The sequence below is a fragment of the Cellulomonas sp. P5_E12 genome, from assembly GCF_054049315.1.
Genome location: NZ_JBFUMP010000009.1, coordinates 1 through 25,845, shown reverse-complemented (window position 1 = coordinate 25,845; position 25,845 = coordinate 1). Strand labels below are relative to the sequence as shown.

Annotated in this window: 22 protein-coding genes and 1 riboswitch; of the genes, 12 read left to right on the top strand and 10 right to left on the bottom strand. The window is 73.0% G+C overall.

All coding sequences use genetic code 11. From position 1 onward, the window contains the following. Window positions 1-27 precede the first annotated feature (27 nt). From gcvP to ACXJKA_RS09445, 5 genes are all read left to right on the top strand, one after another. Complete coding sequence (gene gcvP / locus ACXJKA_RS09465) at window positions 28-2,952, top strand: aminomethyl-transferring glycine dehydrogenase (protein ID WP_456825056.1); 2,925 nt, start codon at window positions 28-30, stop codon at window positions 2,950-2,952. Beyond that, window positions 2,949-4,106: a glycine cleavage system aminomethyltransferase GcvT gene (gene gcvT / locus ACXJKA_RS09460; RefSeq protein ID WP_456824946.1), complete on the top strand. Its 1,158-nt coding sequence runs from the start codon at window positions 2,949-2,951 to the stop codon at window positions 4,104-4,106. The genes gcvP and gcvT overlap by 4 nt, the downstream gene beginning before the upstream one ends. Before the next feature lie 35 nt (window positions 4,107-4,141). Then, entirely contained in the window at window positions 4,142-4,513 is a 372-nt protein-coding gene (gene gcvH, locus ACXJKA_RS09455; protein ID WP_456824945.1) for a glycine cleavage system protein GcvH, read from the top strand. Window positions 4,514-4,780: 267 nt separating this feature from the next. Continuing rightward, window positions 4,781-5,014: a LuxR C-terminal-related transcriptional regulator gene (locus tag ACXJKA_RS09450; RefSeq protein ID WP_456824944.1), complete on the top strand. Its 234-nt coding sequence runs from the start codon at window positions 4,781-4,783 to the stop codon at window positions 5,012-5,014. 89 nt (window positions 5,015-5,103) lie between these two features. Continuing rightward, window positions 5,104-5,541, top strand: a complete 438-nt coding sequence (locus ACXJKA_RS09445; RefSeq protein WP_456824943.1) for a (deoxy)nucleoside triphosphate pyrophosphohydrolase — start codon at window positions 5,104-5,106, stop codon at window positions 5,539-5,541. Window positions 5,542-5,816: 275 nt separating this feature from the next. Here the strand turns inward: ACXJKA_RS09445 and ACXJKA_RS09440 are convergent, their stop codons facing one another. The 6 genes from ACXJKA_RS09440 to ACXJKA_RS09415 all read right to left on the bottom strand — a co-directional run bounded on the left by ACXJKA_RS09440 (window position 5,817) and on the right by ACXJKA_RS09415 (window position 12,818). Next, window positions 5,817-6,965: a MalY/PatB family protein gene (locus tag ACXJKA_RS09440; RefSeq protein ID WP_456824942.1), complete on the bottom strand. Its 1,149-nt coding sequence runs from the start codon at window positions 6,963-6,965 to the stop codon at window positions 5,817-5,819. A 77-nt stretch (window positions 6,966-7,042) separates the two neighbouring features. Continuing rightward, on the bottom strand, window positions 7,043-9,376 hold the full coding sequence (gene metE / locus ACXJKA_RS09435; protein ID WP_456824941.1) for a 5-methyltetrahydropteroyltriglutamate--homocysteine S-methyltransferase: 2,334 nt from the start codon (window positions 9,374-9,376) through the stop codon (window positions 7,043-7,045). Window positions 9,377-9,379: 3 nt separating this feature from the next. Continuing rightward, on the bottom strand, window positions 9,380-10,417 hold the full coding sequence (locus tag ACXJKA_RS09430) for a methylenetetrahydrofolate reductase (RefSeq protein ID WP_456825055.1): 1,038 nt from the start codon (window positions 10,415-10,417) through the stop codon (window positions 9,380-9,382). A gap of 67 nt (window positions 10,418-10,484) precedes the next feature. Next, window positions 10,485-10,581: riboswitch (SAM riboswitch) on the bottom strand. Window positions 10,582-10,703: 122 nt separating this feature from the next. Further along, window positions 10,704-10,919 (bottom strand): hypothetical protein, encoded by a 216-nt coding sequence (locus ACXJKA_RS09425; RefSeq protein WP_456824940.1) that lies wholly within the window; start codon window positions 10,917-10,919, stop codon window positions 10,704-10,706. Window positions 10,920-10,991: 72 nt separating this feature from the next. Next, window positions 10,992-11,582 (bottom strand): DNA-3-methyladenine glycosylase I, encoded by a 591-nt coding sequence (locus ACXJKA_RS09420; RefSeq protein WP_456824939.1) that lies wholly within the window; start codon window positions 11,580-11,582, stop codon window positions 10,992-10,994. 69 nt (window positions 11,583-11,651) lie between these two features. Then, window positions 11,652-12,818 (bottom strand): TetR/AcrR family transcriptional regulator C-terminal domain-containing protein, encoded by a 1,167-nt coding sequence (locus tag ACXJKA_RS09415; protein WP_456824938.1) that lies wholly within the window; start codon window positions 12,816-12,818, stop codon window positions 11,652-11,654. A gap of 81 nt (window positions 12,819-12,899) precedes the next feature. Between ACXJKA_RS09415 and ACXJKA_RS09410 the strand changes: the two genes are divergently transcribed. Genes ACXJKA_RS09410 through ACXJKA_RS09400 form a run of 3 tightly spaced genes read left to right on the top strand, consistent with a single transcriptional unit; the run spans window position 12,900 to window position 15,483 of the window. Continuing rightward, window positions 12,900-13,814 (top strand): ATP-binding cassette domain-containing protein, encoded by a 915-nt coding sequence (locus ACXJKA_RS09410; RefSeq protein WP_456824937.1) that lies wholly within the window; start codon window positions 12,900-12,902, stop codon window positions 13,812-13,814. Then, the gene (locus ACXJKA_RS09405; RefSeq protein WP_456824936.1) at window positions 13,814-14,602 is read left to right on the top strand and encodes an ABC transporter permease; all 789 of its coding nucleotides are present in this window, start codon (window positions 13,814-13,816) and stop codon (window positions 14,600-14,602) included. Before ACXJKA_RS09410 ends, ACXJKA_RS09405 begins: the two co-directional genes overlap by 1 nt. Window positions 14,603-14,631: 29 nt before the next feature. Next, window positions 14,632-15,483: a hypothetical protein gene (locus ACXJKA_RS09400; RefSeq protein WP_456824935.1), complete on the top strand. Its 852-nt coding sequence runs from the start codon at window positions 14,632-14,634 to the stop codon at window positions 15,481-15,483. Here the strand turns inward: ACXJKA_RS09400 and hrpA are convergent. Continuing rightward, window positions 15,477-19,622 (bottom strand): ATP-dependent RNA helicase HrpA, encoded by a 4,146-nt coding sequence (hrpA, locus tag ACXJKA_RS09395; protein ID WP_456824934.1) that lies wholly within the window; start codon window positions 19,620-19,622, stop codon window positions 15,477-15,479. The genes ACXJKA_RS09400 and hrpA overlap by 7 nt on opposite strands. A gap of 120 nt (window positions 19,623-19,742) precedes the next feature. Between hrpA and ACXJKA_RS09390 the strand changes: the two genes are divergently transcribed. Further along, window positions 19,743-20,234, top strand: coding sequence for an aminoacyl-tRNA deacylase (locus tag ACXJKA_RS09390; RefSeq protein WP_456824933.1), 492 nt, complete (start codon window positions 19,743-19,745; stop codon window positions 20,232-20,234). A gap of 3 nt (window positions 20,235-20,237) precedes the next feature. Here ACXJKA_RS09390 and ACXJKA_RS09385 read toward each other — a convergent pair whose 3' ends face one another. After that, the gene (locus ACXJKA_RS09385; RefSeq protein ID WP_456824932.1) at window positions 20,238-20,630 is read right to left on the bottom strand and encodes a PPOX class F420-dependent oxidoreductase; all 393 of its coding nucleotides are present in this window, start codon (window positions 20,628-20,630) and stop codon (window positions 20,238-20,240) included. Window positions 20,631-20,776: 146 nt separating this feature from the next. On the opposite strand from ACXJKA_RS09385, the gene ACXJKA_RS09380 reads away from it, so the two are divergent. Beyond that, window positions 20,777-21,109 (top strand): STAS domain-containing protein, encoded by a 333-nt coding sequence (locus tag ACXJKA_RS09380; RefSeq protein ID WP_456824931.1) that lies wholly within the window; start codon window positions 20,777-20,779, stop codon window positions 21,107-21,109. 25 nt (window positions 21,110-21,134) lie between these two features. Here ACXJKA_RS09380 and ACXJKA_RS09375 read toward each other — a convergent pair whose 3' ends face one another. Both ACXJKA_RS09375 and ACXJKA_RS09370 read right to left on the bottom strand, forming a co-directional pair. Continuing rightward, complete coding sequence (locus ACXJKA_RS09375) at window positions 21,135-21,368, bottom strand: hypothetical protein (RefSeq protein WP_456824930.1); 234 nt, start codon at window positions 21,366-21,368, stop codon at window positions 21,135-21,137. Between the two features lie 50 nt (window positions 21,369-21,418). Next, window positions 21,419-22,528, bottom strand: a complete 1,110-nt coding sequence (locus tag ACXJKA_RS09370; RefSeq protein ID WP_456824929.1) for a hypothetical protein — start codon at window positions 22,526-22,528, stop codon at window positions 21,419-21,421. A 281-nt stretch (window positions 22,529-22,809) separates the two neighbouring features. On the opposite strand from ACXJKA_RS09370, the gene ACXJKA_RS09365 reads away from it, so the two are divergent. Together ACXJKA_RS09365 and ACXJKA_RS09360 are read left to right on the top strand one after the other, a co-directional pair. Then, entirely contained in the window at window positions 22,810-23,973 is a 1,164-nt protein-coding gene (locus tag ACXJKA_RS09365) for an exonuclease SbcCD subunit D (RefSeq protein ID WP_456824928.1), read from the top strand. Continuing rightward, the coding region (locus ACXJKA_RS09360; protein ID WP_456824927.1) for an AAA family ATPase at window positions 23,973-25,845 on the top strand (1,873 nt) is incomplete at its 3' end. The genes ACXJKA_RS09365 and ACXJKA_RS09360, both read left to right, overlap by 1 nt.

Genomic DNA, 25,845 nt, shown 5'->3' with positions numbered 1-25,845 from the left:
GTCGTGAACGGCGTCCCGGCGGTCCACCTGGACCCCTCCCACGACTCCGTCGCCTTCACCAGCGTCGAGCACACGCCGGCGGCGGAGGTCTTCGCGGACCGGCACATCGGCCCCCGCGGCGGCGAGACGGCGCACATGCTGTCGGTCGTCGGCTACGGCTCCCTGGACGAGCTCGTCGACGCCGCCGTCCCGGCGAGCATCCGCACGGACCGCCCCCTGGACCTGCCGGCCGCGCGCTCCGAGGAGGAGGTCCTCGCCGCGCTGCGCACGATCGCCGGCAAGAACCGGGTGATGACGCAGATGATCGGCCAGGGCTACTCCGACACGATCACGCCCGCGGTGATCCGCCGGAACGTGCTCGAGTCGCCCGCCTGGTACACCGCGTACACGCCGTACCAGCCGGAGATCTCACAGGGCCGGCTCGAGGCCCTCCTCAACTTCCAGACCATGGTCACCGACCTCACGGGCCTCGACCTGGCCAACGCCTCGCTCCTCGACGAAGCTACGGCGGTCGCCGAGGCCGTGGCGCTCATGTGGCGCGCGGCCCGCGGCAAGCCCGGCACCGTCGTGCTCGACGCCGACCTGTTCGGGCAGTCGCTGGCCGTCACGCTCGGCCGCGCCGAGGCGATCGGCCTCCCGGTCGTGGTCGCCGACCTCACCGACGGGCTGCCCGAGGTCGAGGGTGACCTCATCGGCGTCGTCGTCCAGCAGGTCGGCGCGTCGGGCCGGGTCCGCGACCTGCGCCCCGTCGTCGCGGCCGCCAAGGAGCGCGGGGGCCTGGTGACGGTCGCCGCGGACCTGCTCGCCCTGACGCTGCTCACCTCCCCCGGGGAGCTCGGCGCGGACGTGTCGGTCGGCTCGGCCCAGCGCTTCGGCGTCCCGCTGTTCGGCGGCGGACCGCACGCCGCGTTCATGGCGGTGCGCACAGGCCTCGAGCGCATGCTGCCCGGCCGCCTGGTGGGCGTCTCCATCGACGCCGACGGCGCACGCGCCTACCGGCTCGCCCTGCAGACTCGCGAGCAGCACATCCGCCGCGAGAAGGCGACGAGCAACATCTGCACGGCGCAGGCGCTCCTGGCCATCGTCGCCTCGATGTACGCGGTCTACCACGGGCCCGACGGCCTCCGAGCGATCGCCTCGACGGTGCACGCGCGCGCGGCCGGCCTGGCGGAGCTGCTCACGGGCGTCGGCGTGACCGTCGAGCACGACACGTTCTTCGACACTGTCCGCACGGTCGTCCCCGGCAAGGCCCGCGAGGTCGTCGCCCAGGCGGCACAGGCCGGCGTGAACCTGTGGGCGCCCGACGACGACCACGTGCAGATCGCCACCGACGAGCGCACGAGCGACGACCACCTGCTCCGCATCGTGCTCGCGTTCGCCGCGGCGGGAACCATGACGCTCGAGGCCGAGGACGGCACCTACGCGTTCGGGTTCCTCGGGACCGATGGTTCCGACGCCCTGCCCGCAGAGTTCCGCCGGACCAGCGCCTACCTGACGCACCCGGTCTTCCACCTGCACCGCTCCGAGACCGCGATGCTGCGCTACCTGCGCCGCCTGTCGGACAAGGACCTGGCGCTGGACCGCACGATGATCCCGCTGGGCTCGTGCACCATGAAGCTCAACGCGACGGCGGAGATGGAGCCCATCTCCTGGCCCGAGTTCGCCACCATCCACCCGTACGCGCCCACCGACCAGACGGAGGGCTACGCCGAGCTGGTCACGGAGCTGCAGGACTGGCTGGCGGAGATCACCGGCTACGCCGCCGTGTCGGTGCAGCCGAACGCGGGCTCGCAGGGCGAGCTGGCCGGCCTGCTGGCCATCCACGGCTACCACGCGAGCCGCGGGGACACGCGGGACGTGTGCCTGATCCCCGCCTCGGCGCACGGCACCAACGCGGCGTCGGCGGCGCTCGCGGGCATGCGCGTCGTGGTCGTCGCGACGGCCGGCGACGGCTCGATCGACCTGGACGACCTGCGCGCCAAGCTGGCGAAGCACGGCCCCGAGGTCGCCGCGATCATGATCACGTACCCCTCGACGCACGGCGTCTACGAGGAGGGCGTGCGCACGGTCTGCGAGCTTGTGCACGAGGCCGGCGGCCAGGTGTACATCGACGGCGCGAACCTCAACGCCCTCGTCGGGCTGGCCCGGCCGGGCGAGCTAGGCGGCGACGTGAGCCACCTCAACCTGCACAAGACGTTCTGCATCCCGCACGGCGGGGGCGGTCCCGGCGTCGGTCCGGTCGCGGTCGCGGCACACCTCGCCCCGTTCCTTCCCGGTGACCCGACGCCGGCGTCGGCAGCCGAGAACACCGTGGCCCCGGTCAGCGCGGCGCCGTGGGGCTCGGCCGGCATCCTGCCGATCTCCTGGGCCTACGTCGCGCTCATGGGTCCCGACGGCCTCAAGACGGCCACCGAGACCGCGGTCCTCGCGGCGAACTACCTGGCCACGCGCCTGTCGGGCCACTTCCCGGTCCTCTACACGGGCCCGAACGGGCTCGTCGCGCACGAGTGCATCCTCGACCTGCGCGACATCACCAAGGACACCGGGGTGACCGCCGAGGACGTGGCCAAGCGCCTCATGGACTACGGCTTCCACGCGCCGACCCTGTCGTTCCCGGTGGCCGGCACGCTCATGGTCGAGCCGACCGAGTCGGAGGACCTGGCCGAGCTCGACCGGTTCGTCGACGCCCTGGTCGCCATCCGCGGCGAGATCGACGCCGTCGAGGCGGGCCGCTGGCCCGTCGCCGACTCCCCGCTGCGCCACGCGCCGCACACCGCCGCGGCTCTCAGCGCCGACGTGTGGGACCACGCCTACCCCCGCGAGCTCGCCGCCTTCCCGGTGGCCGCGCTGCGCGAGGGCAAGTACTGGCCGCCGGTCCGCCGGATCGACGGCGCGCACGGCGACCGCAACCTGGTCTGCTCCTGCCCGCCCATCGAGGCGTACGCCGAATGAAGGACGACGACACCGTGGACACGTTGAGCCCCCTGCACGACGAGCACGTCGCCCTGGGCGCCGCCCTCACCAGCTTCGCCGGCTGGCAGATGCCCCTGCGCTACACGTCCGACATCGCCGAGCACACCGCGGTCCGCACGGCCGCAGGGCTGTTCGACCTGTCGCACATGGGCGAGATCGCGATCAGCGGCCCCGACGCCGGCGCGTTCCTCGACTACGCGCTCGTCGGCAACCTCTCGGCCCTGCGGGTGCTGGGTGCGCGCTACACGATGATCTGCGCGGAGGACGGCGGCGTCGTCGACGACCTGATCGTCTATCGCGACACCGAGTCCACGTTCATGGTCGTCGCCAACGCGTCGAACCACGCCACGGTGCTCGCGGCGTTCGCGGAGCGGACCGACGGGTTCGACGTCGTCGTCGAGGACCGCTCCCCGCAGACCGCCCTGATCGCCGTGCAGGGCCCCCGTGCGCTGGAGATCCTCCGCGCCACCGAGGGGCTGGCCGAGGCCGGGCACGACGCCGAGGCGCTGAAGTACTACGCGGCGATCCCGATGACGTTCGAGGGCAAGCCGGTCTTCGTCGCGCGCACCGGCTACACGGGCGAGGACGGGTTCGAGTTCTTCCTCGACGCCGCGCTGGCCCCCGCCCTCTGGCAGGCGTTCCTGGCCGCCGGAGAGCCGTTCGGGCTGGTCCCCGCCGGGCTGTCGGCGCGCGACAGCCTCCGGCTCGAGGCCGGCATGCCGCTGTACGGCAACGAGCTCGACCGCACGACCACCCCGCACGACGCCGGCCTCGGCCGCGTGGTGAAGCTGGACAAGGTCGACGACGACGGCGAGCCGCTCCCGTTCGTCGGCCGCGCGGCCCTGGAAGCGCGCGCGCAGTCGGAGCCCGCGCGTGTGCTCGTCGGGCTGGAAGGCCTCGGCCGCCGTGCCGCCCGGCACGGCTACCCGGTCAAGGGCTCGGCCGCGGCGGACGCCCCCAAGGTCGGTACCGTCACCTCCGGAGCACCGTCGCCGACCCTCGGGCACCCGGTGGCGATGGCGTACGTGACCCCCGAGGTCAGCGCCCCCGGCACCGAGCTGGCGGTCGACGTGCGAGGGCGCGGCGAGCTCGTCCGCGTCGTGCCCCTTCCCTTCTACCGCCGACCCCGGTAGACCAAGCCCTAGAGAATTCGACAGGAGCCAGACACATGACGGAGCTGCCCACCCACCTCCACTACACGGTCGAGCACGAATGGCTGGATGACGGCGCCCCCGCGACCGTCGGCATCACCGGGATCGCGGCTGACGCGCTCGGCGACATCGTCTATCTGGAGCTCCCCGCCGTCGGCGAGGAGATCGTCGCCGGCGCGGTCGTCGGCGAGATCGAGTCGACCAAGTCCGTGTCCGAGCTGTACTCGCCGGTGTCGGGCACGGTCGTCGAGATCAATCAGGGTGCCGTCGACGATCCGTCGGTGGTCAACTCAGACCCGTACGGGGCCGGCTGGCTCCTGAAGGTCGACGTGGCATCGACGGGTCCGCTGCTCTCCGCCGAGGAGTACACGGCGCAGAACGCGGGCTGAGCCCGGTCGTCACAAATTTGTAGCCTCGAGGAACCGATCAGCCGTCTGGGTGAAAACCCGCCGGTGCTCACACGATCGGCGTATCAACGAAGCGGTGCGACGTTCATTGTGGGTGGCAGGTGCGATCGGCGCATGGCGGGGGGAACCCGCGCATGACGAGATTGCTGGAAGTGGCGTCATGGCTCACGACCAGCCCTCTCTCATCCGGTACGCAGCCATAGCGTGGCGACCCGGACCCCCCGGGTCAGCAGCACACCGGAGGACATCATGAGCATGGTGGAGACGAGCAGGTCGGTCGGTCTCTCGAACGACGCACTGACGCGCCGCGAGCGGGTCGTGCTGGCCGAGCTTGCCGAGGACGTCACACTCGAGGAGATCGCCACGCGTCTCTTCGTGACCCGTAACACCGTCAAGTCGCAGGTCCGCAGTGTCTACCGCAAGATCGGCGTGTCCACGCGGTCCGAGGCCGTCGCCTGGGCCGTCGAGCACGGCATCCGCTGACAGAGGTTCAGCAGGACTCCTCGGCTCAAGACACCGGGCCGACCCAGGGGTGCCACGTCCGCGCAACGCGGGCCTGGCAGACTCCACGCATGACCCCACCCTCCGTGCTCGTCGTTGCCGCCGCGATCGTCGACGACCTGGACGACCCCCGCGAGCTGTTGGCCGCTCGCCGCGCCGTGCCGGCGAGGCTCGCGGGCCGCTGGGAGTTCCCGGGCGGCAAGGTCGACGGCGACGAGGCGCCGGAGGACGCTCTGCACCGCGAGATCCGCGAAGAGCTCGGTGTGCGGATCGGGCTGGGAGACGAGCTCCTCGGTCCCGACGACGGGATGTGGCGGCTGTCCGACGAGTACGTGATGCGGATCTGGCTGGCCGAGATCGTCGACGGGACGGCCGAGCCCCTCGTCGAGCACGACGAGCTGCGGTGGCTGCATGGTCACCAGTGGCTCGACGTCCCGTGGCTCGACGCGGACGTGCGCATCGTCGAGGCTCTGACGGCGCGCTACGTCAGGTCGGGCCGGGGCGCGTGAGGCCCACGGCCTCAGCTCACCAACGGTGGTTCGAGTTCGTCATGCAGAGCTGACTGGTACCCCGGCAATAGCTGCACTCCCCCGACCAGCGCTTGCGGCCGGCGCCGTCGCACCGTTCGCAGAACTGCACGGCCGCGCTGCACTCGTCGCACTTCGTCACGTCGGTCTCCCCCTACGTCGTCGTCGACATCGGCCTCGCGGCCTTGTGTACGGGATCGGCACGCGCGTGGGGGGAACATGAGCCCCGATGACGGTCAGATGGGCACGAATCGATGTCAGTCGGCCAGGGCGAGGGCCATCCGTCCCACCGCGTCGGTGAGCGTGGAGATCGATGCCGCCAGGTTGAGCCGCACGTGCCCCGCGCCCCCGTCGCCGAACGTTGGCCCGGAGGTGACGGCGAGGCGCCCACGGCGGAGGCAGAGCTCGGCCGGGTCGGCACCAGCGCGGACGGCGGCGAACGCGCGCAGGTCGATCCACGCCAGGTATGTCGCCTCGGGCGGCGACCAGACGGCGTCGGGCATCTGGTCGGCAAGCAGCCCATCGAGGAGCCGCTGGTTGTGCGCCAGCCCGTCGAGCACCTGGTCCAGCCACGGCCCGCACTCGCGGTAGGCCACCGTCTCGGCGAGCGTGCCGACGTGCATGACGCCGTCGCCGACGACGTACGACATCCGGGCCAGGTCCGCGGCGGCCTCCGGACCGGGGACCAGCACCGCCGCGCGCAGACCCGCGAGGTTGAACGCCTTCGAGGCGGAGTGCACCGCGATGGCGTCGGGGATCTCGGTGGTCGTCGGCACGAACGTCTGCCTGCTGGGCACCAGCGGCGCATGGATCTCGTCGGCGACGACCCGGACGCCGTGGTGCGCGGCCAGCTCGCCCACCGACCGCAGCTCGGCGGCGGTGTGCAGGCTGCCGGTCGGGTTGTGCGGGTGGCAGAGCAGGTACCCCGGACGGGCGCTGTGCGCGCGGGCGCGGGCGAACGCCTGGTCGAGCACGTCCAGGTCCAGGCGGCCGTCGGGGCCGAGCGGGGCGGGGACGACGAGGTGGCCGGCGTGCTCGAGGAACGCGCGGAACGGTGGGTAGACGGGCGGGTTGATGACCACGGCGCTCCCGTGGTCGGTGACCAGCCGGAGCGCCTCGACCACGCCCACCATGACGTCGGACGCCAGGCGCGACCCGGCGACGTCCACCTCCCAGCCCCACCGTTCCGCGGCGAACTCGGCCATCGCCTCGGCGAAGGCGTGGCCGTGCGGGTAGCCGGTGTCGCCGGACCGCATGGCGTCGCTGACCGCGCGGATCACCGGCTCGGGCTGGGGGACGTCCATCTCGGCGACGAAGAGCGGCAGCACGTCCGGCGGGTAGGACCGCCACTTCGCGCTGGTGCGGCGGCGGAGCTGGTCGAGGGGGACGGTGTCGAAGATCGTCACCGGACGACCCTAGGACGCGCGACGGCCCCGGACACCTGAGAGAGGAGCCCGGGGCCGATCGTGCTGGGACCTGTGGATCAGAGGGTGGCGCGCACTGCCCGGGTCGCCGCGAGGATGTGCTCCAGCGACGGGGCGACCTCCTCGTAGCGGCGGGTCTTCAGGCCGCAGTCCGGGTTGACCCAGAGCTGGTCGACCGCGATGGCCTTGACCGCCTCGGTGAGCAGCTCCTCGACCTCGGCCTCGCTGGGCACGCGGGGCGAGTGGATGTCGTAGACGCCCGGGCCGATGCCGCGTGGGTAGCCGGCCGCCGAGATGTCGCCGAGGATCTCCATCTTCGAGCGGGCTGCCTCGATCGACGTCACGTCCGCGTCGAGGCCGTCGATCGCGCCGATGATCTCGCCGAACTCCGAGTAGCACAGGTGCGTGTGGATCTGCGTGTCGGGGCGGACGCCGGCCGTGGACAGCCGGAAGGAGCGGACCGACCAGTCGAGGTACGCGGGGTGGTCCTCGACCCGCAGGGGCAGCAGCTCGCGCAGCGCGGGCTCGTCCACCTGGATGACGGCGATGCCGGCGGCCTCGAGGTCGGCGATCTCGTCGCGCAGGGCCAGGCCGACCTGGTTGGCGGTGTCGCCGAGCGGCTGGTCGTCGCGGACGAACGACCACGCGAGGATGGTGACCGGACCCGTGAGCATGCCCTTGACCGGCTTCTCGGTCAGCGACTGCGTGTAGGACGACCACTCGACCGTGATCGGCTTCGGCCGCGACACGTCGCCCCACAGGATGGAGGGACGGGTGCAGCGCGAGCCGTACGACTGGACCCAGCCGTTCTGCGTGACGGCGAACCCGTCGAGGTTCTCCGCGAAGTACTGGACCATGTCGTTGCGCTCGGGCTCGCCGTGCACCAGCACGTCGAAGCCGATCCTCTCCTGCAGCTCGACGACCCGGCGGATCTCCGCCTTCATCTCGTCGTCGTACTGCTCCTCGGTCAGCTCGCCCTTGCCGAACGCGGCGCGGGCCGTGCGGATCTCGGTGGTCTGCGGGAACGAGCCGATGGACGTCGTCGGCAGCGGCGGAAGGTTGAGCCGGGCCGCCTGGGCGGCCTTGCGCTCGTCGAAGGAGCCGCGGCTGAACGCGGCCTCGTCGAGCGCGGCCACGCGGTCGCGGACGGCCGGGTTGACGACGCCGGGAGCCGTGCGGCGCGAGGTCGCCGCATCGGTCGCGGCGAGCAGCTGCTCGTGGATGGCCTCGCGACCCTCGGTCAGGCCCTCGGCCAGGGTGACGACCTCGACGACCTTCTCGTCGGCGAACGCGAGCCAGGTCTTCAGCGTGGCGTCGAGCTTCGGCTCGTCCTCGAGCGTGTGCGGGACGTGGAACAGCGACGTCGAGGTGCCGACCGTGACCGCGGCGGCGCCGAGACCCTCGAGCTGCTCGAGGATCTGCAGCTTCGCGTCCAGGTCCGCACGCCAGATGTTGTGGCCGTCGATCACGCCGGCGACCAGCGTCTTGCTCTCCAGGCCCGGGACCTTCTCCGTGGGCGCGTGGCCGCGGACCAAGTCGATGCCGATGGCCTCGACGTCCGTGGCGGCGAGCACGGGGAACGCCGCGCCGAGGTCGCCGTAGGGCGCCGCGACGAGGATGGCCGGGCGGTCCGGGCGGGCCAGGTCGGTGGCGAGCGCGCGGTACGCCTCGATGACGGAGGCGAGCAGCTGCTCGGCGGGCACGGCGATCGAGTCGGAGACCAGGGCGGGCTCTTCGAGCTGTACCCAGGTGGCACCGGCGGCGGCGAGGTCCGTCAGCAGCTCGGCGTAGACGGGCAGCAGGTCGGCCAGGCGGTCGATCGGCGCGAAGCCCTGGGGCGCGTCCTCGGTGGCCTTGGCCAGCGCGAGGTAGGTGACAGGGCCGACGATGACCGGACGCGTGAGCACGCCGTCCGCCAGCGCCTCCGTGAACTCGCGCACGGGGCGGTTGCTCGCGTAGCGGAAGACCGTCTCCGGGCCGATCTCGGGGACCAGGTAGTGGTAGTTGGTGTCGAACCACTTGGTCATCTCGAGCGGCAGGTCGTCGCCGCGGCCGCGGGCCACGGTCGAGTACCCCGCCAGGTCGAGGGCGCCGTCGGCGCCGACGACGTCCGCGAAGCGGGCCGGCACGGCACCCACCACGGCGGTCGCGTCGAGCACGTGGTCGTAGAAGGAGAACGCGCTCGGGATCGCCGGCACGTCGGTGGCCAGGCCCAGCTCGGCCAGGCGCGTGCGGGTGCGCTTGCGCAGGCCGGCGGCGGTCGCCTCGACCTCGTCGGCGCTGGTGCGGCCGGCCCAGAACGCCTCGAGGGCCTTCTTGAGCTCGCGGCGCGGGCCGATGCGGGGGTAGCCGAGCACGGAGCTCGCGGGGAAGTTCGGGCGGGTCTCGCTCATTGTTCAGTCCCTCGGGGGTCGGGCGGGTGCCGTGTCCTGCGGCCATCCGGCCAGGTCGGGAGCTGTCCGAGCTCCGCCGTCGAGGTGTGCACCCTCGAGCAGGTCAAGTGCGGCATGGTGCTGGTTGAACGTGTACAGGTGGACGCCGGGTGCTCCGCCGTCCAGGACGCCGTTGACCAGGTCGACGCTCGCGCGGATCCCCCGGCGGTGGCGGTCGAGCTCGTCGTCGGCCGAGCCCAGCAGGTCCAGGAGCCTGCCCGGCACCGGGACGCCGGTCAGCTCCTGCACCCGCAGCAGGCGGGCCGGGTCCGTGGTCGGGATGATGCCCGGGATGATCGGGATGGTCACGCCGGCCTCGCGGGCCTCCGCCACGATACCCAGGTAGTCGTCCGCGTCGAAGAACACCTGCGTGATCGCGAAGTCGGCGCCGGCCTGCTGCTTGGCCAGGAGCGAGGCGACGTCCTGGGCGCGTGTGCCGCCGGTGGCGTGGTTGCCACGGGGGAACGCCGCGACCGCGACGGACAGCGGTCGCACCCGCGCCCGGACCGCCTGCGACGGGCTGTCCGCGCAGCGCTGGGCCTCGATGTCTCGCAGCAGCTCGACCAGCTCGCCGGCCGTCTGCAGACCGTCGGGGTGCGCCTCCCAGTCGCTCTGCTCGGTGGGCGGGTCGCCGCGCAGCGCGAGGAACGACCGCAGGCCCTCGTCGAGGAACTCTCCGACGATCTCCGTGATCTCCGCGCGGGACGTACCGACGCAGGTCAGGTGGGCGATCGGGTTGAGCGTCGTCTCGCGCAGCAGCCGGCGGACCAGCGCACGCGTGGTGACACGGGTCTTGCCCGACGCGCCGTACGTGACGGAGACGAAGTCCGGGTGGACGGACTCGAGCGCCCGGATGGTGGCCCACAGGCGCGGCGCCGCATCGGGGTTGCGCGGCGGGAAGAGCTCGAACGAGATGGTGGGGCGGTCGTTCGCGGTCTGCGGGCGGGTCGCCGGCGCAGCGTGCAGCCCGGGGGTGCGCGGTTCCACGGCGGCCGCGCTCACGGCGCGACCGGTCCGGTGGTCGGCACCGGTGCGGTGCGGGGACACGTGGTCTGCGGGGACATCGCTCACTCCATCGTCCCTGGCGGAAGCACCCACACCCTCGGCGGGGAGGGGGGTTGCTGCGGCGTCGTCGAGCCAGGTCTCTCGGCCGCTCTGGATGGTAGGCGCGATGGTAGACCGGCGATCACATGCTGGGCAACCTTGCTCGACCTATGAGACGTGGGTGTCCGGGGTTGGCCGTCCGGGCCGGAACGGCGGGAGCGCGGGTGGCCGGGGCGGGACCGCGTCAGTGCTGGCGGCGAGGGAACAGGGTCCCCGGCTGCATGCGACTGCGCTGCGACGGCACGTCGAACCACGAGTTCGGTGAGCCCGCGGGGACGGACAGCAGCCCGTCCTGCACGGCCGCGAGGATGCGAGCGTCGGGGACAACGTTGTCCGCGAGAGCCTCCGCCGCCGCGCGCTCGGCATCGCGCCGTGCGTCGTCGTCGGGCATCTCCGTCATGGCCCGCACTGTAGTCCGCGTCACACCCGGTTCCGAGACCCGCATGGCAGCGTCACCCGGCAGGAGTAGTGCTCACCCCGACGGGTGACGGGGCGTGGCCGACGGGCACGTGGCGAGGTGGTCGTCGACGACTCCGCAGGCCTGCATGGCGGCGTACGCAGTGACGGGACCGACGAACCGGAAGCCGAGCGACTTGAGCTGGGTGGCGAGCGCACGGGACTCGGTCGTCTGCGCCGGGACGTCGGCCCAGGTCACGGGCCGGACGTGGGTGGTCCGGTCKGGCGCGTGCGACCACAGGACCTCGTCCAGGGTGCCCCCCGCGGCGTGCAGCTCACGTAGTGCGCGCCCGTTGGCGATGGTCGCCTCGATCTTGGCGCGGTTGCGCACGATGCCCGCGTCGGCCATGAGTCGCGCGACGTCGTCGTCGCCGAACCCCGCGACGACCTCCGGGTCGAACCCGGCGAACGCCGCGCGGAAGGCCGGCCGCTTACGCAGCACCGTGATCCAGGCGAGGCCGGACTGGAAGCCCTCGAGCGCGAACCGCTCGAAGAGCGCGTGCTCACCGTGGACGGGCACCCCCCACTCCTCGTCGTGGTACCGCTCGTAGAGGGGGTTGCCGTCGCCGAAGCAGCGGCCGGTGCGCGGGACGTCGGGCGAGGTCATGCGTCGAGTCTGCCCGCGACCGCCGACACAGACGCGGCGCCACTGTGCATGCCGGGGTCTGTGGGCGGCTCAGGACGCCGGGCTCGCGAGCGCGATGAGGCGCTCGATGCCGTCGAGGATGAGGACGGTCCCGAAGTCGAGGCTGTCGCCGTCGTCGGCTCGGTCGTCCGGACCGAACGAGAACGCGCCCTCGTCGACCGCCCTGAGCAGCGCGGGGTGCGCGGACGGCGACGCCAGGACGCCGAGGAGGGCGCCCAGGTCGGGGGACTCGTCGGCGCCGTCCGCCGCACCCACGGCCGCCGTGCGCCTGCTGTCGGTCAGCTCCTCGGTCACGCGCAGCTGGTCCAGGGCGTGCGTGGCCAGCAGGCCGATCGCGCCGACCTTCTGCCGCTCGGACAGGGGCGTGTCCTCGAGGGCGGAGAGCATCCCCTCCATCCACGCGAGCCGTCCGGGCCCCACCGCGTGCAGCACGGTGGTCGTGCGCGCCAGCCACGGGTGCGCGCGCAGGATCGGCTGCTGGATGGCGAGGATCAGCTCGAGCCGCTCGCGCCAACCGCCCACGTCCGGCCCGAGGACGGGCGGGCGCCCGGCGGCGCGGTCGGACATGAGGGCCAGCACCTCGTCCTTGGAGGACACGTACCGGTACAGCGACATCGTCGTGAAGCCGAGGGACTCGGCCAGCCGGGCCATGGAGACGGCGTCGATGCCCTCGGCGTCCGCCAGCGCGATCCCCGCATCGGCGATCTGCTCGAGCGTCAGGCTGGGGCGCGGACCCGGCCGGCCCTCGACCGGCGTGCGCCACAGCACGGCGATGCCGGGGGGCAGCTCGACGGGTGGACCCTGGGATCCCGCGACCCGCACGGCCTGCCTCCGCGCCTTCTCGGCCGCGCGTGCCGCCTTCTGCTGGGCCAGGGCTGCCGCGCGCTGGGCCTTCTCGGCCTCGCGGAGCTGCCGCGCGGCCTCCTTGACCGCCTGCTGCGCCTCGCGCTCGCGCTCGTTGCGCAGCCGCTCGGCCTCCTTGGCCAGGTCCTGCTCGGCCCTCAGGCGCTCGCGCACGAGCCGTTCGGCGTCCTTGCGGGAGCGCTCGGCCTCCTTCTGCGCGGCGCGCTCGGCGTCGCGGTCGGCCTTCTCCAGCTCGCGGCGCAGCCGGTCCGCCTCCTTGGCCTCGGCGCGCTCGGCCTTCTCGCGGTCGCGGCGCAGCGCCTCGGCCGCACGCGTCTCGTCGTCGTTGTCCACGACACCTCCTTGACGGTCGATCCTACAAGTGTGTATGAAGTACACACACAGTTTACGACATACACAGAAGGCGAGATCGCGATGACCGCTCCTGTTGTCGTCGCCCGGGGGCTGCGCAAGTCCTACGGCGACCTGACCGTGCTCGACGGCGTCGACCTCGACGTCGCTCGGGGCGAGGTGCTCGCGCTCCTCGGCCCCAACGGCGCCGGCAAGACCACGACCGTGCGCATCCTGTCCACGCTGCTGCGGCCCGATGGCGGCACGGCGCACGTCGTCGGCAAGGACGTGGTCCGGCAGGCCGAGCAGGTGCGGGCGGCGATCAGCCTCACCGGCCAGTTCGCGGCGGTCGACGACCTGCTCACGGGCGTCGAGAACATGCACCTCATGGCGAAGCTCGCGCACCTGGGCCGCTCGGAGGTGCGCACCCGCAGCGCGGAGCTGCTCGAGCTCTTCGACCTGACCGACGCCGGCAAGCGGGTGGTCAAGACCTACTCCGGCGGCATGCGGCGGCGGCTCGACCTCGCGGTCGGCCTCCTGGCCAGGCCGCAGGTCGTGTTCCTCGACGAGCCGACGACGGGCCTCGACCCGCGCAGCCGCAACGACCTGTGGGACGTCATCCGTGAGGTCGTCGCCGAGGGCACCACCGTGCTGCTCACGACGCAGTACCTCGAGGAGGCCGACCAGCTGGCCGACCGGATCGCCGTCATGGACCGCGGTCGCGTGATCGCGGACGGCACGGCGCGCGAGCTCAAGCGGGCCGTCGGCTCGGCGCACGTCGAGCTCCACCTCAAGGACGGGTCGGAGGAGCGCATCCTCACCGACGGCTCCGTGCCGGACGTGCGCCGGATCCTCGCCGGCATCGAGGACCGCGGCGTCACCGTCGACACCTGGGAGGTCCGCTCCCCCACGCTCGACGACGTCTTCCTCACCCTGACGGGCCAGCCCACCGCGCCCGAGACCACCACGCCCGCCCTCGTCGCCTCCCGGGAGTACTGATGACCACGCTCACCGCACCCACAGCGGTGCCCGCCCTCGGCTGGACGTGGCACGACACGTCCGCGCTCATCGGCCGGTGCCTGCGCCGGTCCCTGCGCCAGATGGACACCGTGCTGATGGCGGTGATCCTGCCGCTGGCCCTGCTGCTGATGTTCGTCTATGTGTTCGGCGGCGCCATCGACACCGGCGGCGCCTACGTCGACTGGGTGGTGCCGGGCATCATCCTGCTCACGGCCGGGTACGGCTCCGCCAACACCGCCGTGGAGGTCGCCAGCGACATGACCGGCGGCATCATCGACCGGTTCCGTTCCCTGCCCATACGGCCCACCGGCGTGCTCACCGGGCACGTGGTCGCGAGCATGGTGCGCAACGCGGTCTCCACCGCTCTCGTGATCGGCGTGGCCTTCCTCATCGGCTTCGACGCCGCGGCGTCGCCCCTGGACTGGGCGGCGGCCATCGGGCTCATCGCGCTCTTCGTCCTCGCGCTCACCTGGGTGGCGGTCGCCATCGGGGTGGTCGCGTCCGGGCCGGAGGCTGCGTCCGGGTTCACCTTCGCGATCCTGTTCCTGCCCTACGTGTCGAGCGCGTTCGTGCCGCCGGAGTCGATGCCGTCGGTGCTGGAGACGATCGCGACCTACAACCCGATCACGCCCGTGACCGACACCCTGCGCGGGCTCCTGCTCGGGCTGCCGGTCGGCGACTCGTGGGTGGCGGCCGTGGCCTGGTGCGTCGGGATCTACGTCGTGGCGCGCATCGCGGCGGGGGCGCTGTTCCGCCGCACGTCCTGAGGGCCTCCGGAGTGCGGTAGACCAGTGGCATGACGAGCCCGTTCCCGCCCACCGGTGCCTCCGAGCCGTCGGGGGAGCCGCCGCACCGGCGCCGGGGCTGGATCATCGCGCTGGCCGTCCTCCTCGCCGCGGCGGTCGGCGTCATCGTGTACCTGCTGGTGACGGGGGACGACGACGGCGCGGAGCCGGTCGCGTCGTCGACCACCTCGCAGTCCTCGTCCCCGTCGCCGGAACCGTCGCAGGAGCCGTCGGAGGAACCGTCCACGGCGGCGGCGGGCTGCGCCCCGAACGACGAGACGGCACCGGCCGGCGCCGACGTCGTCACCGTCATCGACGTCGACGGTGACGGGCGACCCGACCAGGCCTGGCTCAGCGGCGGCGCCGGGCGCACGTTCGGCATCACCACGGCGTCGGGCGCGACGTTCTCGGCGACGATCGACTCCGCCTCGCCCGTCCCCGCCTCCGCGATCGTCAACCGCGTGCAGGCCGACCAGATCCCGATCGCGTTGGTCGACCTCAGCCGGGAGGCCCTGGTCTACTCGCTCGCCGGCTGCGCCGTGACCCCGGTGGCCAACGAGCAGGGTGAGCCGTACAGGTTCGACCGGGGCTTCGCGGGGACCGGGACCGGTGTCGGGTGCTCGACCGATGCCGGCTCGCTCCGGCTCGCGGGCCTCAACGCGGTGGCCGACACCGCCGGCACCTACACGGTGACCCGGACCTTCGTGGACCTGGACGCCGACGGCCGGCACGCGACCAACGCGGCGCCGGAGCAGGTGGCCCTTGGCGCCGGCGCCGACGAACCCGTGGTGACGACCGCGCAGGAGGTCAGCTGCGGCGAGCTGGTGGCCGGGACCGACGACGGGCCCGTGGAGCCTCAGTAGGCGGCGAGCGCCTTCTTGATGCGGGTGGTCGACACCGGGACGGGCGTGCCCAGCTGCTGGGCGAACAGGCTGACGCGCAACTCCTCGAGCATCCAGCGCAGCTCCCGGAGCTCCGCGTCGCGCGGGTGCTTGGCGACGACGTCGTCGTAGAGCGCCTCGACGTCCTGCACCTGCCACGCCAGGTCGGCGTCGCGCTGCGGGTTCTCGGCGGCCTTGACCAGCCGGTGGCGTGCGGCCCGCAGGTACCGGGCCAGGTGCGGCAGGCGTGCGGCGCCGACCTCGCTGACGAAGCCGGCGTGCACGAGGCGGGCGGCCTGGGCGCGCAGGTCTTGAGCGGTGGCCAGCAGGGCGAGACTGGAGCGATCGCGGATCTCGGCGTCCAGCTCGCGCCAGGCCGTGAGCACCGCGACGAGGTCGGTGACCACGGCGAACACGGTGTCCTCGAGCCGGTTCCGGACGCCTGCGCGCAGCGCGGCGTACGCGTCGACCGTGCGCACGGTGTCCGCCAGCGCGGTGAAAAGCGACTCGATCGCCGCGAGCTGCACGTCCGTGACCAGGGCTTCTGTGCTGGGGTACGGGCTCGCGGCGAGCGTGAGGGCCTGCGTGCCGGTCCACCGGGTCGTGATCCGGCCGGGGGTCAGGCCGACGTCGAGCAGGAGCAACCGGCGCAGGCCCCGGCGGGCCGCCTCCGACCTGGCGGACTCGTCGGCCAGCGCGCGCACGGCGACCGACCCCTTCTCCTCGACCAGGGACGGGAAGGCCCGGACCTTGCCCACCTCGACGACCTCCGGGAGCTCGGGCAGGTCGGCGGGCCAGGTGGTGAGCCCGGTGCGCACGACGTCGACGCTCGGTGCTGGCGGGGTGGGCGGGCTCGCCGGCACCGCCGGCGCGGTCTGGCTCGCTCCCGCCGCCCGGGCCTCCTCCATCGCGGCCCGCACCGCCGTGCGGACGGCGTCGTCGACGGCCTTCTGCGTGCGGTCCGCGAGCCGGCGCTGCAGGACGAGCAGGTCCTTGCCCTCGTCGACCACTCCCCCGCGGTCGCCGACCACGCGGAACGTCATCCTCAGGTGCGGCGGCAGCCGATCGTCGTCGAACGCGTCGTCGGGGACGTCCACGTCCCGGAGCTCGCGGACGGCCCGCCGGAACACGTCGCGGAACGAGGGCGCGGCGTCCCCCGCCCGGACCGTGTCCTCCCAGTCGGCCGTGTGCTGCGCGATCCAGGCGGCGACGCCGCGAGCCACGTCGGGCGCCGGGACCAGCTGGACGCGCACGGGCTTGGGCAGCGCGCGGATGGTGGCGGTGATCAGCTCCTCGCGCAGACCCGGCACCATCCAGCCGAAGCCGTCCGGCGTGAGCCGGGCGAGCGTCGACAGAGGGATGTGTACAGTCACGCCGTCGGCTTCCGTACCAGGCTCGAACTGGTAGGTCAGGGGGAGCCGCAGGTCTCCCTGCGGCCAGCGCGACGGGAACGCGCCCTCGTCGATCGCGCCGGCCTCTCCCACCAGCAGCTCGCGCGTGAACGTGAGCAGGTCGGGGTTCTCGCGCCGGGCGGTCTTCCACCACTGGTCGAAGTGCCGGCTCGAGACGACGTCGTCCGGGACGCGCTCGTCGTAGAACGCGAAGAGGGTGTCGTCGTCCACCACGAGGTCACGCCGCCGCGCGCGCGCCTCGAGGCCCTCGGCCTCGGCCAGCAGGCGCCGGTTCTCGTGGAAGAACGCGTGGTGGGTGGTCCACTCGCCCTGCACCAGCGCGTGCCGGACGAACAGCTCGCGGGCGTGCTCGGGGTCGACCTTGGCGTACAGCACGCGGCGCTGGTTGACGATGGGCACGCCGTACAGCAGGACCTTCTCGAACGCCGTCGCCGCGCCCTGGCGGGTCGACCAGGCCGGCTCCGAGTACGTGCGCTTCACCAGGTGGGCGCCGACCTCCTCGGCCCACTCCGGCTGGATGCGCGCGACGTCGCGGCCCCACAGGCGGCTGGTCTCCACCAGCTCGGCGGCCATGACCCAGGCCGGGGGATTCCGGGCGAGGCCCGACCCCGGGAAGATCGCGAACCGCGCGCCGCGGGCGCCGAGGTACTCGTTGCGGCCGCGCCGGTCGGGCCGGCCCGGGGTCTTGCCCCGCGTCGAGACATCCGTCGCCTCCTGCATGCCGATCTGCGAGAGCAGCCCGGCCAGGATCGCGACGTGGATCCGGTCGCCGTCCCACTCGAGCCGGAGCCCCTCGGTCTCGGGCGTCTGCTTCGGCGCGTTCACCACGATGCCCAGGGGCTTGGCCAGCTCGCGCAGCTGCGTGACCACGTCCTGCCACTCGCGGATGCGCAGGTAGTTCAGGTGCTCGGCCCGGCACAGCCGGCGGAACGCCGACCCCGACAGGTCGCGCTGCTGGTCCCGCAGGTAGTGCCACAGGTTGAGGTAGGTGAGCAGGTCAGAGGTGGGATCGGCGAACCGCGCGTGCGAGAGGTCGGCCTTCTCGCGGTCCTCCACCGGCCGCTCGCGCGGGTCCTGGATCGACAAGGCGGCGGCGATGATCATGACCTCGCGCGCCACCGACCGTCGGCCGCCCTCGACGATCATCCGCGCCAGCCGGGGGTCCATCGGCAGCTGCGCGAGCGCGCGACCCGTCTCGGTCAGCCTGCCGTCGCCCAGCGCCCCCAGCTCGGTCAGCAGCTGGACCCCGTCGCGCACCGCGCGGGTGTCCGGCGGGTCGACGAACGGGAAGTCACCGATGTCCTCGGGCGTCGTGGCGACGCCGACCGCGATCATCTGCAGAATCACCGACGCGAGCGATGTACGGAGGATCTCCGGCTCGGTGTACAGAGGCCGCGCGTCGAAGTCGTCCTGCGAGTAGAGCCGGATCGCGATGCCGTCGGCCACGCGCCCGCACCGCCCGGACCGCTGGTTGGCCGACGCCTGCGAGATGGGCTCGATGGGCAGCCGCTGGACCTTGGTGGCCTTGGAGTACCGCGAGATGCGCGCCGTGCCGGGGTCGATGACGTACCGGATGCCCGGGACCGTCAGGGAGGTCTCGGCGACGTTGGTCGACAGGACGACCCGGCGGTTCTGGTGCCGCTCGAACACCCGGTGCTGCTCGGCGGCGGACAGCCGGCTGTAGAGGGGGAGCAGCTCGACGGCCCCCGGGGTGCGGGGATCGGAGACGCGCGGGCCGAGCGAGCCGCGCAGGGCGTCCTCGGCGTCGCGGATCTCGCGCTCGCCCGACAGGAACACCAGGATGTCGCCCGGCCCCTCCGCACAGAGCTCGTCGACCGCCTCGCAGATCGCGGTCATCGGGTCGCGGTCCTCGGCGCCGCGCTTCTTCGTCGGCGCCGCACCTTCCTCGACGTCCGGCGACAGCGGTCGGTAGCGGATCTCCACCGGATAGGTGCGGCCGGTGACCTCGACGACGGGCGCCGCCACCCCGTCGGCGTCGGCGAAGTGCCGCGCGAACCGGTCGGAGTCGATCGTGGCCGACGTGATGACGATCTTGAGGTCCGGCCGCTGGGGGAGCAGCCGGGTGAGGTATCCGAGGATGAAGTCGATGTTCAGGGACCGCTCGTGCGCCTCGTCGATGATGAGCGTGTCGTAGGCCCACAGCATCGGGTCGCGCTGGATCTGCGCGAGCAGGATGCCGTCGGTCATCACCTTGACCAGCGTCGACTCGCTCGACTCGTCGGTGAACCGCACCTGGTAGCCGACGACCCCGCCGAGCGGCTGGTCGCCCACGAGCTCTTCGTTGATCCGCTCCGCGACGCTGCGGGCGGCGATCCGGCGGGGCTGCGTGTGACCGATCTGCCCGGCGCGCCCACGGCCCAGCTCGAGGGCGATCTTGGGGATCTGCGTCGTCTTGCCGGAGCCGGTCTCGCCGGCCACGACCACGACCTGGTGGTCGCGCAGGGCGTCGGAGATCTCCGTGCGGCGGGCGCTGACCGGCAGCTGCTCGGGGTAGGTGATCGGTGGGAGGTCGACCGCCTGGCGCACCTCGGCGGCGCGCGCACGCCGGGCGGTGGTACGGGCCTCGTCGTCGCGGGTGCTGGCGCGGGCCGAGGGCCGGCGTCCTCCCCGGCCCCGGCGCGGGCCCCTGCGGGGTCGCCCGTCTCCGGACCCGGACGGGTCGGCGGGGGCGGGGGACGGCGTGCTCACGACGGCCCAGTCTCCCAGGTCGTCGCCGGGAACCGCTCCCTCATTCGTCGTGGGCGAACGCGAGCACGTCCGTCGGAGCGCCAGCATGCCGCCGGGCGCGCCCGTCCCTACAGTGACCGGATGAGCGAAGCAGCCGCACAGAGCGAGGGGGAGCGGCGCGCCATCGCCGGCCTCGAGGCTTCCGGGATCCCGTTCGAGGTCACCCGGCACGGGCCGGTCCGGTCGCTGGCCGAGGCGGCCGAGGCACGCGGTATCGATCCCGCGGGCATCGTGAAGACCATCGTGGTGCGCCGCGGGGACGACGACTTCCTGTTCGTGCTGGTGCCCGGCGACCGGACGATCTCGTGGCCCAAGCTGCGCGCACTGCTCGGCGTGACCCGATTGTCGATGCCTGACGCGGACACCGCCAAGGACGTCACGGGCTACGTGCGGGGGACCATCACGCCGTTCGGCTCTCTGGTGGAGTGGCCGGTGGTCGCCGACTCCCGCGTACCGACGCGGAGGGTCTCGATCGGCGCCGGCGCGCACGGGGTCGCGGCGAACGTCGACGGCGCGGAGCTGGTCAAGGCGCTGGGCGCGACCGTCTCCGACGTCACGGATCCCGAGGGCTGAGCGCTACTTCACGACGAACGTCGTCGGCCGGACCGTGAGGATCACGCGCTTGGAGGCGTCGGTGATCTCGTAGTCCTCGCCGTACCGCTCCTGCAGCGACTTGTAGAAGCTGGCCACCTCGTCGTCCGGCACCGTGGACTCGACGACGCCGCGCACCTCGAGCGCCCGGTAGCCGTTCTCCGGGTCGTGGATCGACAGTGCGACGCGGGGCTCCGCCTGGAGGTTCTTGAACTTCTGCCGCGTCGACGTGTGCGTGAAGCGCAGCACCTCGCCGTCCCAGACGAACCACATGACGCTGCTGTGCGGGGACCCGTCGGGCGCGACCGTCGCCAGGTGCCCGAAGAGGGGGCGTTCGAGCAGGTCGGCGTGGGTGGCTGGGAGCTCTCTGGTGGCCATGGGCCGAGGCTAACCGCAGTCCCGACGGGAACCGCGAGCCGTCCGCGACCGTTCCACATCTCGGATGGCGCGCCCCGACAAGACGGGTAGCGTCATCCCGCCGGAAAGCAGCCCCGCGTCGACCCGGGGGCGAGAACTGAGGAGCAATGGACCTGATCGAGCACTCGGCCGCGGCCGGGACCATCCGGGTCGACGCCCAGGAGAGCCGCACCGTGATCGCCCTCGTCGGGGAGATCGACGCCGCGCTGCGCGACGAGGCCAGCGCCTGCATGGGCCTCGCGCTGGTGACCGGTAACCCGGTGGTCGTCGACTCCACGCAGGCCACGTTCATCGACTCGTCGGGCATCGCGTTCGTCCTGCAGCTGCACCTCGCGGCGTCCGAGGCCGGCATCCCGGTCACGCTGCTGGACCCGCACCGCGTCCTGCGGGACGTCCTCGACATGGTCGGCCTGTCCGGCGAGCTGCCCTCCGCCGTCTGACCGACACCTTGAGGGGCGCTTGCCCTCACCGTGGAGTGGGGGGCTCCGTCGAGGCGTCGGCCCACGTCTCGCCCATCCACGTCCACTCAGTGCCGTCGACCTGAACCGTGTGCCCGAGGTACGCGCCGGCGACCTGGAACGTCGGAGGCTCCGTGATGACGTCGCCCCACCGGGTGCCGAGCCAGATCCAGTCGACGCCGTCGTGCGGCTCGACCTGCCCGTAGTACCTGCCTTTGAACGGCGGCGGCTGCGGTGTCATCGCTTGAGCTCCATCCTGGTTGCCGTGTGGTCTGGCATGCGAGCGGGCCGTCAGCGGTCTTCGACCGCGGGTGTGCCCGTGCCCGTGGGTAGTGCGGGAGAGGCGCTGGTTGTGGAGGCTGGTGTGTAGGTGATGGTGATCTCGTCGGGTTCGGCCGAGTCGACGACGGCAACGCTGCTGATCACCGTGAACTGCCGAACCTCGCACCCGAGCTCGGCCGGGAACGTCTGCACGGCATAAGGGTCCGCCTCGGTGCCGGCGCCCCCGAGCAGGACGATCGGGACCACCCCTGGAGCCGTCTCGCACGCCTGAAGGTCGAGCGCCTCCCACAGCGCGTCCCCCGCAGCACCGTCGAGACGGGTCATGGTCGTGGCCGTCGCCGACGCAGAGCCGCCAGCCGAATCGTCGTCGTCACTGGCCGCCGGAGAGGACAGGACGAGCTGGAACCCGATGCCGCCGCCCGCCACCAGGATCAGCCCGAGGACCGCCCACGCCTTCAGCCCTGTCACCTTCTCGCTCAGCGCCGCATGCCGGCCCCGCTCGAGCAGCGTCAGCCGGGTCTCCTCGGCACCTGCCAGCGTCAGCTTCTCCAGAGGCAGGGCGACGTCGGCGATCTCTGCGCGCTGCGTCACGTAGAGGGCGACCTGCGGCACGGTCGGGGCCTTCTCGGCACCGCCCAGGAGCTTGATCCGCAGATCCAAGTCCCGCACCCGCGCCTCGTCGTGCGCGACCGTCCTGCGCGCACCCGTGAGGTGCGTCTGGAACTGTTCGACGGTCTCGATGGTGCCGCTGCCCGTCGGGAAGAACTCCTGCGGGGTCTTCTGGATCTGCTTTCGCAGCGACTCCGGCAGGTTCCACAACGTGACCGGTCGGGGGATCAAAAAGTACGCGGCGCACGCGATGAGCGTCCCGATCCCCAGCAGGCCGAGCGCCCCGAGCACCCACGCCAGGTAGAGCTGCGACCTGTCATCCGTCCAGTCCAGCGTGGTCTTTGCCACGACGGGCCCGGCGCCGAAGACGAGGGCCCCGACGGCGGCAAGCGCACCGATCACCCACTTCGCGGCCGCCTGGGTCTGCTCGCTGTAGGCGGCGAACTCCGCGCTGACCGACGGCTTCGCCGCCGTCGGTCCCGGCTTCGGGGCCGGCTCCGCGGCAGCCACTTCGACACGGATCGTGGGCGGCGCGCTCGTGTGTGGGCCCGCGTCAGGGGGGTTCGGGGAGGCATCGGTGCCGGCGTCTTGTGAGCCGGGTCTTTCGTCCGAGTCTGACTCGTCGGCCATGCGGTCCCCTGCCCCGTGCGGTCGCCTGCTTGACGTTCTCGCTGCCGGGCGCCCCCGTCAAGGGTGTGGCCACCTCGCGGCCGTCCTGGAGCCCGACGCCGTCTGGCCGACACCCCCGTCCGGTCGGCCGGTGTGTCGGTGGGCTGGTTTACGTTCGCGGCATGCGGTTGTTGCACACGTCGGACTGGCACCTGGGCCGGACGCTGCACGGGGTCGATCTGCTCGACCACCAGGCGGCGTACCTCGAGCACCTGGTCGACGTCGTGCGCGCCGAGAACGTCGACGCGGTGGTCGTCGCGGGAGACGTCTACGACCGCGCCATCCCGCCCGTCGAGGCCGTGACGCTGCTGTCCGAGACCCTGTCGAGGCTGGCCGAGCACACCACCGTGGTCGTCACGTCCGGCAACCACGACTCCGCGACGCGGCTGGGCTTCGGCTCGGCCCTCATGCGGGACCGGGTCCGGTTGCGCACCCGGGTCGCGGGCCTGGCGGAGCCGGTGGTGCTCGCCGACGACGAGGGCGACGTGCTGGTCTACGGCGTCCCGTACCTCGACCCCGACTTCGCCCGCGTCGAGCTGGCCGACGGCCCCGAGCTCCTGGCCCGCTCGCACGAGGCGGTCGCCGCTGCGGCGATGCGGCGCATCCGCGCGGACATCGAGACGCGCGCCGGGTCGACCCGGCCCCGCACGGTCGTCGCCGCGCACGCGTTCGTCATCGGAGGTGCCCCGACGGAGTCCGAGCGGGACATCCGGGTCGGTGGCGTGGACCAGGTGCCGGCCGGGGTGTTCACCGGCGCGGACTATGTCGCGCTCGGTCACCTGCACGGCCCGCAGGGTCTCGCCGGACCGACGGGCACGGCGCTGCGCTACAGCGGCTCGCCGCTGGCGTACTCCTTCTCCGAGCAGCACCACGCGAAGTCGACCGTCCTGGTGGACCTGTCCGGCGGCGAGGTCCGCACGTCGCTGATCCCCGCGCCGGTCCCGCGCCGGCTCGCCGACGTGACGGGCACGCTGGAGGAGCTCCTGGGTGCGGCGGGGGAGAAGCACGCGGACGACTGGGCGCGGGTGACCGTCACCGACGCGCACCGTCCCCTGGACCTCTACCGCCGCGTCAAGCAGCGCTTCCCCCACGCCCTCGTTGTCCAGCACCGGGCCGCGGAGCCTGCCGGGACCTCCCGCGCCGCCGTGATCACCGCGGCCCACGACCCGCTCGACGTGACAGCCGACTTCCTGGCGCACGTCACGGGCCACCGGCCGACGCCCGCCGAGGTCGACGTGCTGCGGCGGGCCTACGAGGACGTCGCGGCGATCGAGCGGAGCGCCTGATGCACCTGCGCTCGCTCACGGTGCAGGCGATCGGCCCCTTCGCCGGTCGGCACACCGTCGACTTCGACGCGCTCGGCGAGGCCGGGCTGTTCCTGCTCGAGGGCCCCACCGGCTCGGGCAAGTCGACGCTCATCRACGCCATCGTGTTCGCGCTGTACGGCAAGGTCGCGTCGAGCGAGGCCTCCGAGGACCGGCTGCGGTCGGCGTACGCGCCGGACGACGTCGAGAGCGTGGTCGACCTCGTGTTCGAGGTGCCGTCGGGGATCTACCGGGTTCGCCGCACGCCCGCTTACCAGCGCGCCAAGCGGCGCGGGGTCGGCACCACCACGGCGAACGCCGGCGTGAAGGCGTGGCGCCTGCCCGCCGGGGTCGAACTCGACCCAACCACCCTCGATGCCGTCGGTGTGCCGCTGGGCAACCGGCTGGACGAGATCGGCGCCGAGATCCAGCAGGCCGTCGGGCTCGACCGCGCGCAGTTCGTGCAGACGATCGTGCTGCCGCAGGGCGAGTTCGCGCACTTCCTGCGCGCCAAGCCTGAGGAGCGGCGCGGCCTGCTGCAGAAGATCTTCGGCACCGAGGTGTACGAGCGCCTGCAGCAGCGGCTGGCGGAGATGCGCCGCGAGAGCGACCGGGCGAGCGAGGCGGCCCGGGCCGCGCTCACGTCGGGGACCTCGCAGCTGGTCGGGGCCGCGCGGCTCGACGCCGAGGAGGCCGCCGAGCTCCGGGCTGCCGTCGACGCCGCCGTGCTCCGCAACGACGACCTCGTGGCGGCCGTGCGGGCCGCGGTGATGGCGCGGACCGACGAGCTCGACGACCGCGCGTCTCACGCGCGGGCTGCCGCCGTGGAGGCCGACGCGGCCCGGCAGGCGGCACGCGCGCACCTCGACGAGGCGACGGCCACGCACGCGCTGCTCCGCCGGCGGGACGCGCTGCGCGCCGAGCGGGCGGAGCTCGAGGAGTCCGCCGACCTCAACGCCGAGGCGATCCTCCAGCTGACCGCAGCGCGGGCGGCGCAGGCGGTCCGACCCCTGCTGGTCGGCGCGCAGCGCGCACGTACGGCGCTCGACGCCGCCCGCAAGAGCGTGACCGCCGCGCTCGACGCCGCGCCGGCCGACCTGGCGACGCCCCCGCCCGCGACCGATCTGCGCGCCCATGTGCAGGCAGAGGGCCGCGCTGCGGTCGAGCTGTCCGCGGCGCTCGGTCGGCTGGTCGACGTCGAGGCGGGTCTGGAGTCCCGCCGCCGCGCGGCCCGCCAGGCGCGGCACGCCATCGACGACCTGGTCGCCGCGATCGACGCCGACGACCAGTGGCTGGCCGCACGACCGACGGGGCGGACCGCCCTCCTCACCGAGCTCGACGCCGCCCGCGACCTTGCGGCGTCCCGGGGCGACCGGGACGCTGCGCTCGCCGCCGCCGTCGACCTGCTCACCGCTCACACGGACCTGGCCGCCGCGGAGCGCTCGCTCACGGGGGCCGTCGACGCCCGGACCGCTGCGGGTGCCGCCGCGACGTGGGCCCTGGACGCCGAGCGAGACCTTCGCGCGGCGCGGATCGCGGGGCTGGCGGGCGAGATCGCCGCCGGGCTCGGTGACGGCGACGCGTGCCCGGTGTGCGGCTCCGTCGAGCACCCCGCGAAGGCCGTCCTCGGGGCGGACCACGTGTCGGCCGACCAGGTCGAGCGCGCGGAGGCCGAGCGGGCACGTACCGAGGGACGGCTGCAGACTGCCGCCGACCGGGCGAGCGTGCTGGGGGAGCGCRTCGACGCGCTCCGCGCCCGGGTCGGCACGGTGACCGCCGAGACCGCCGCGGAGCTGGCCGGCGTGGCCCGGGCGGCGGTCGCGGAGGCTCGGACGGCCGAGGCGGACGTCGCCC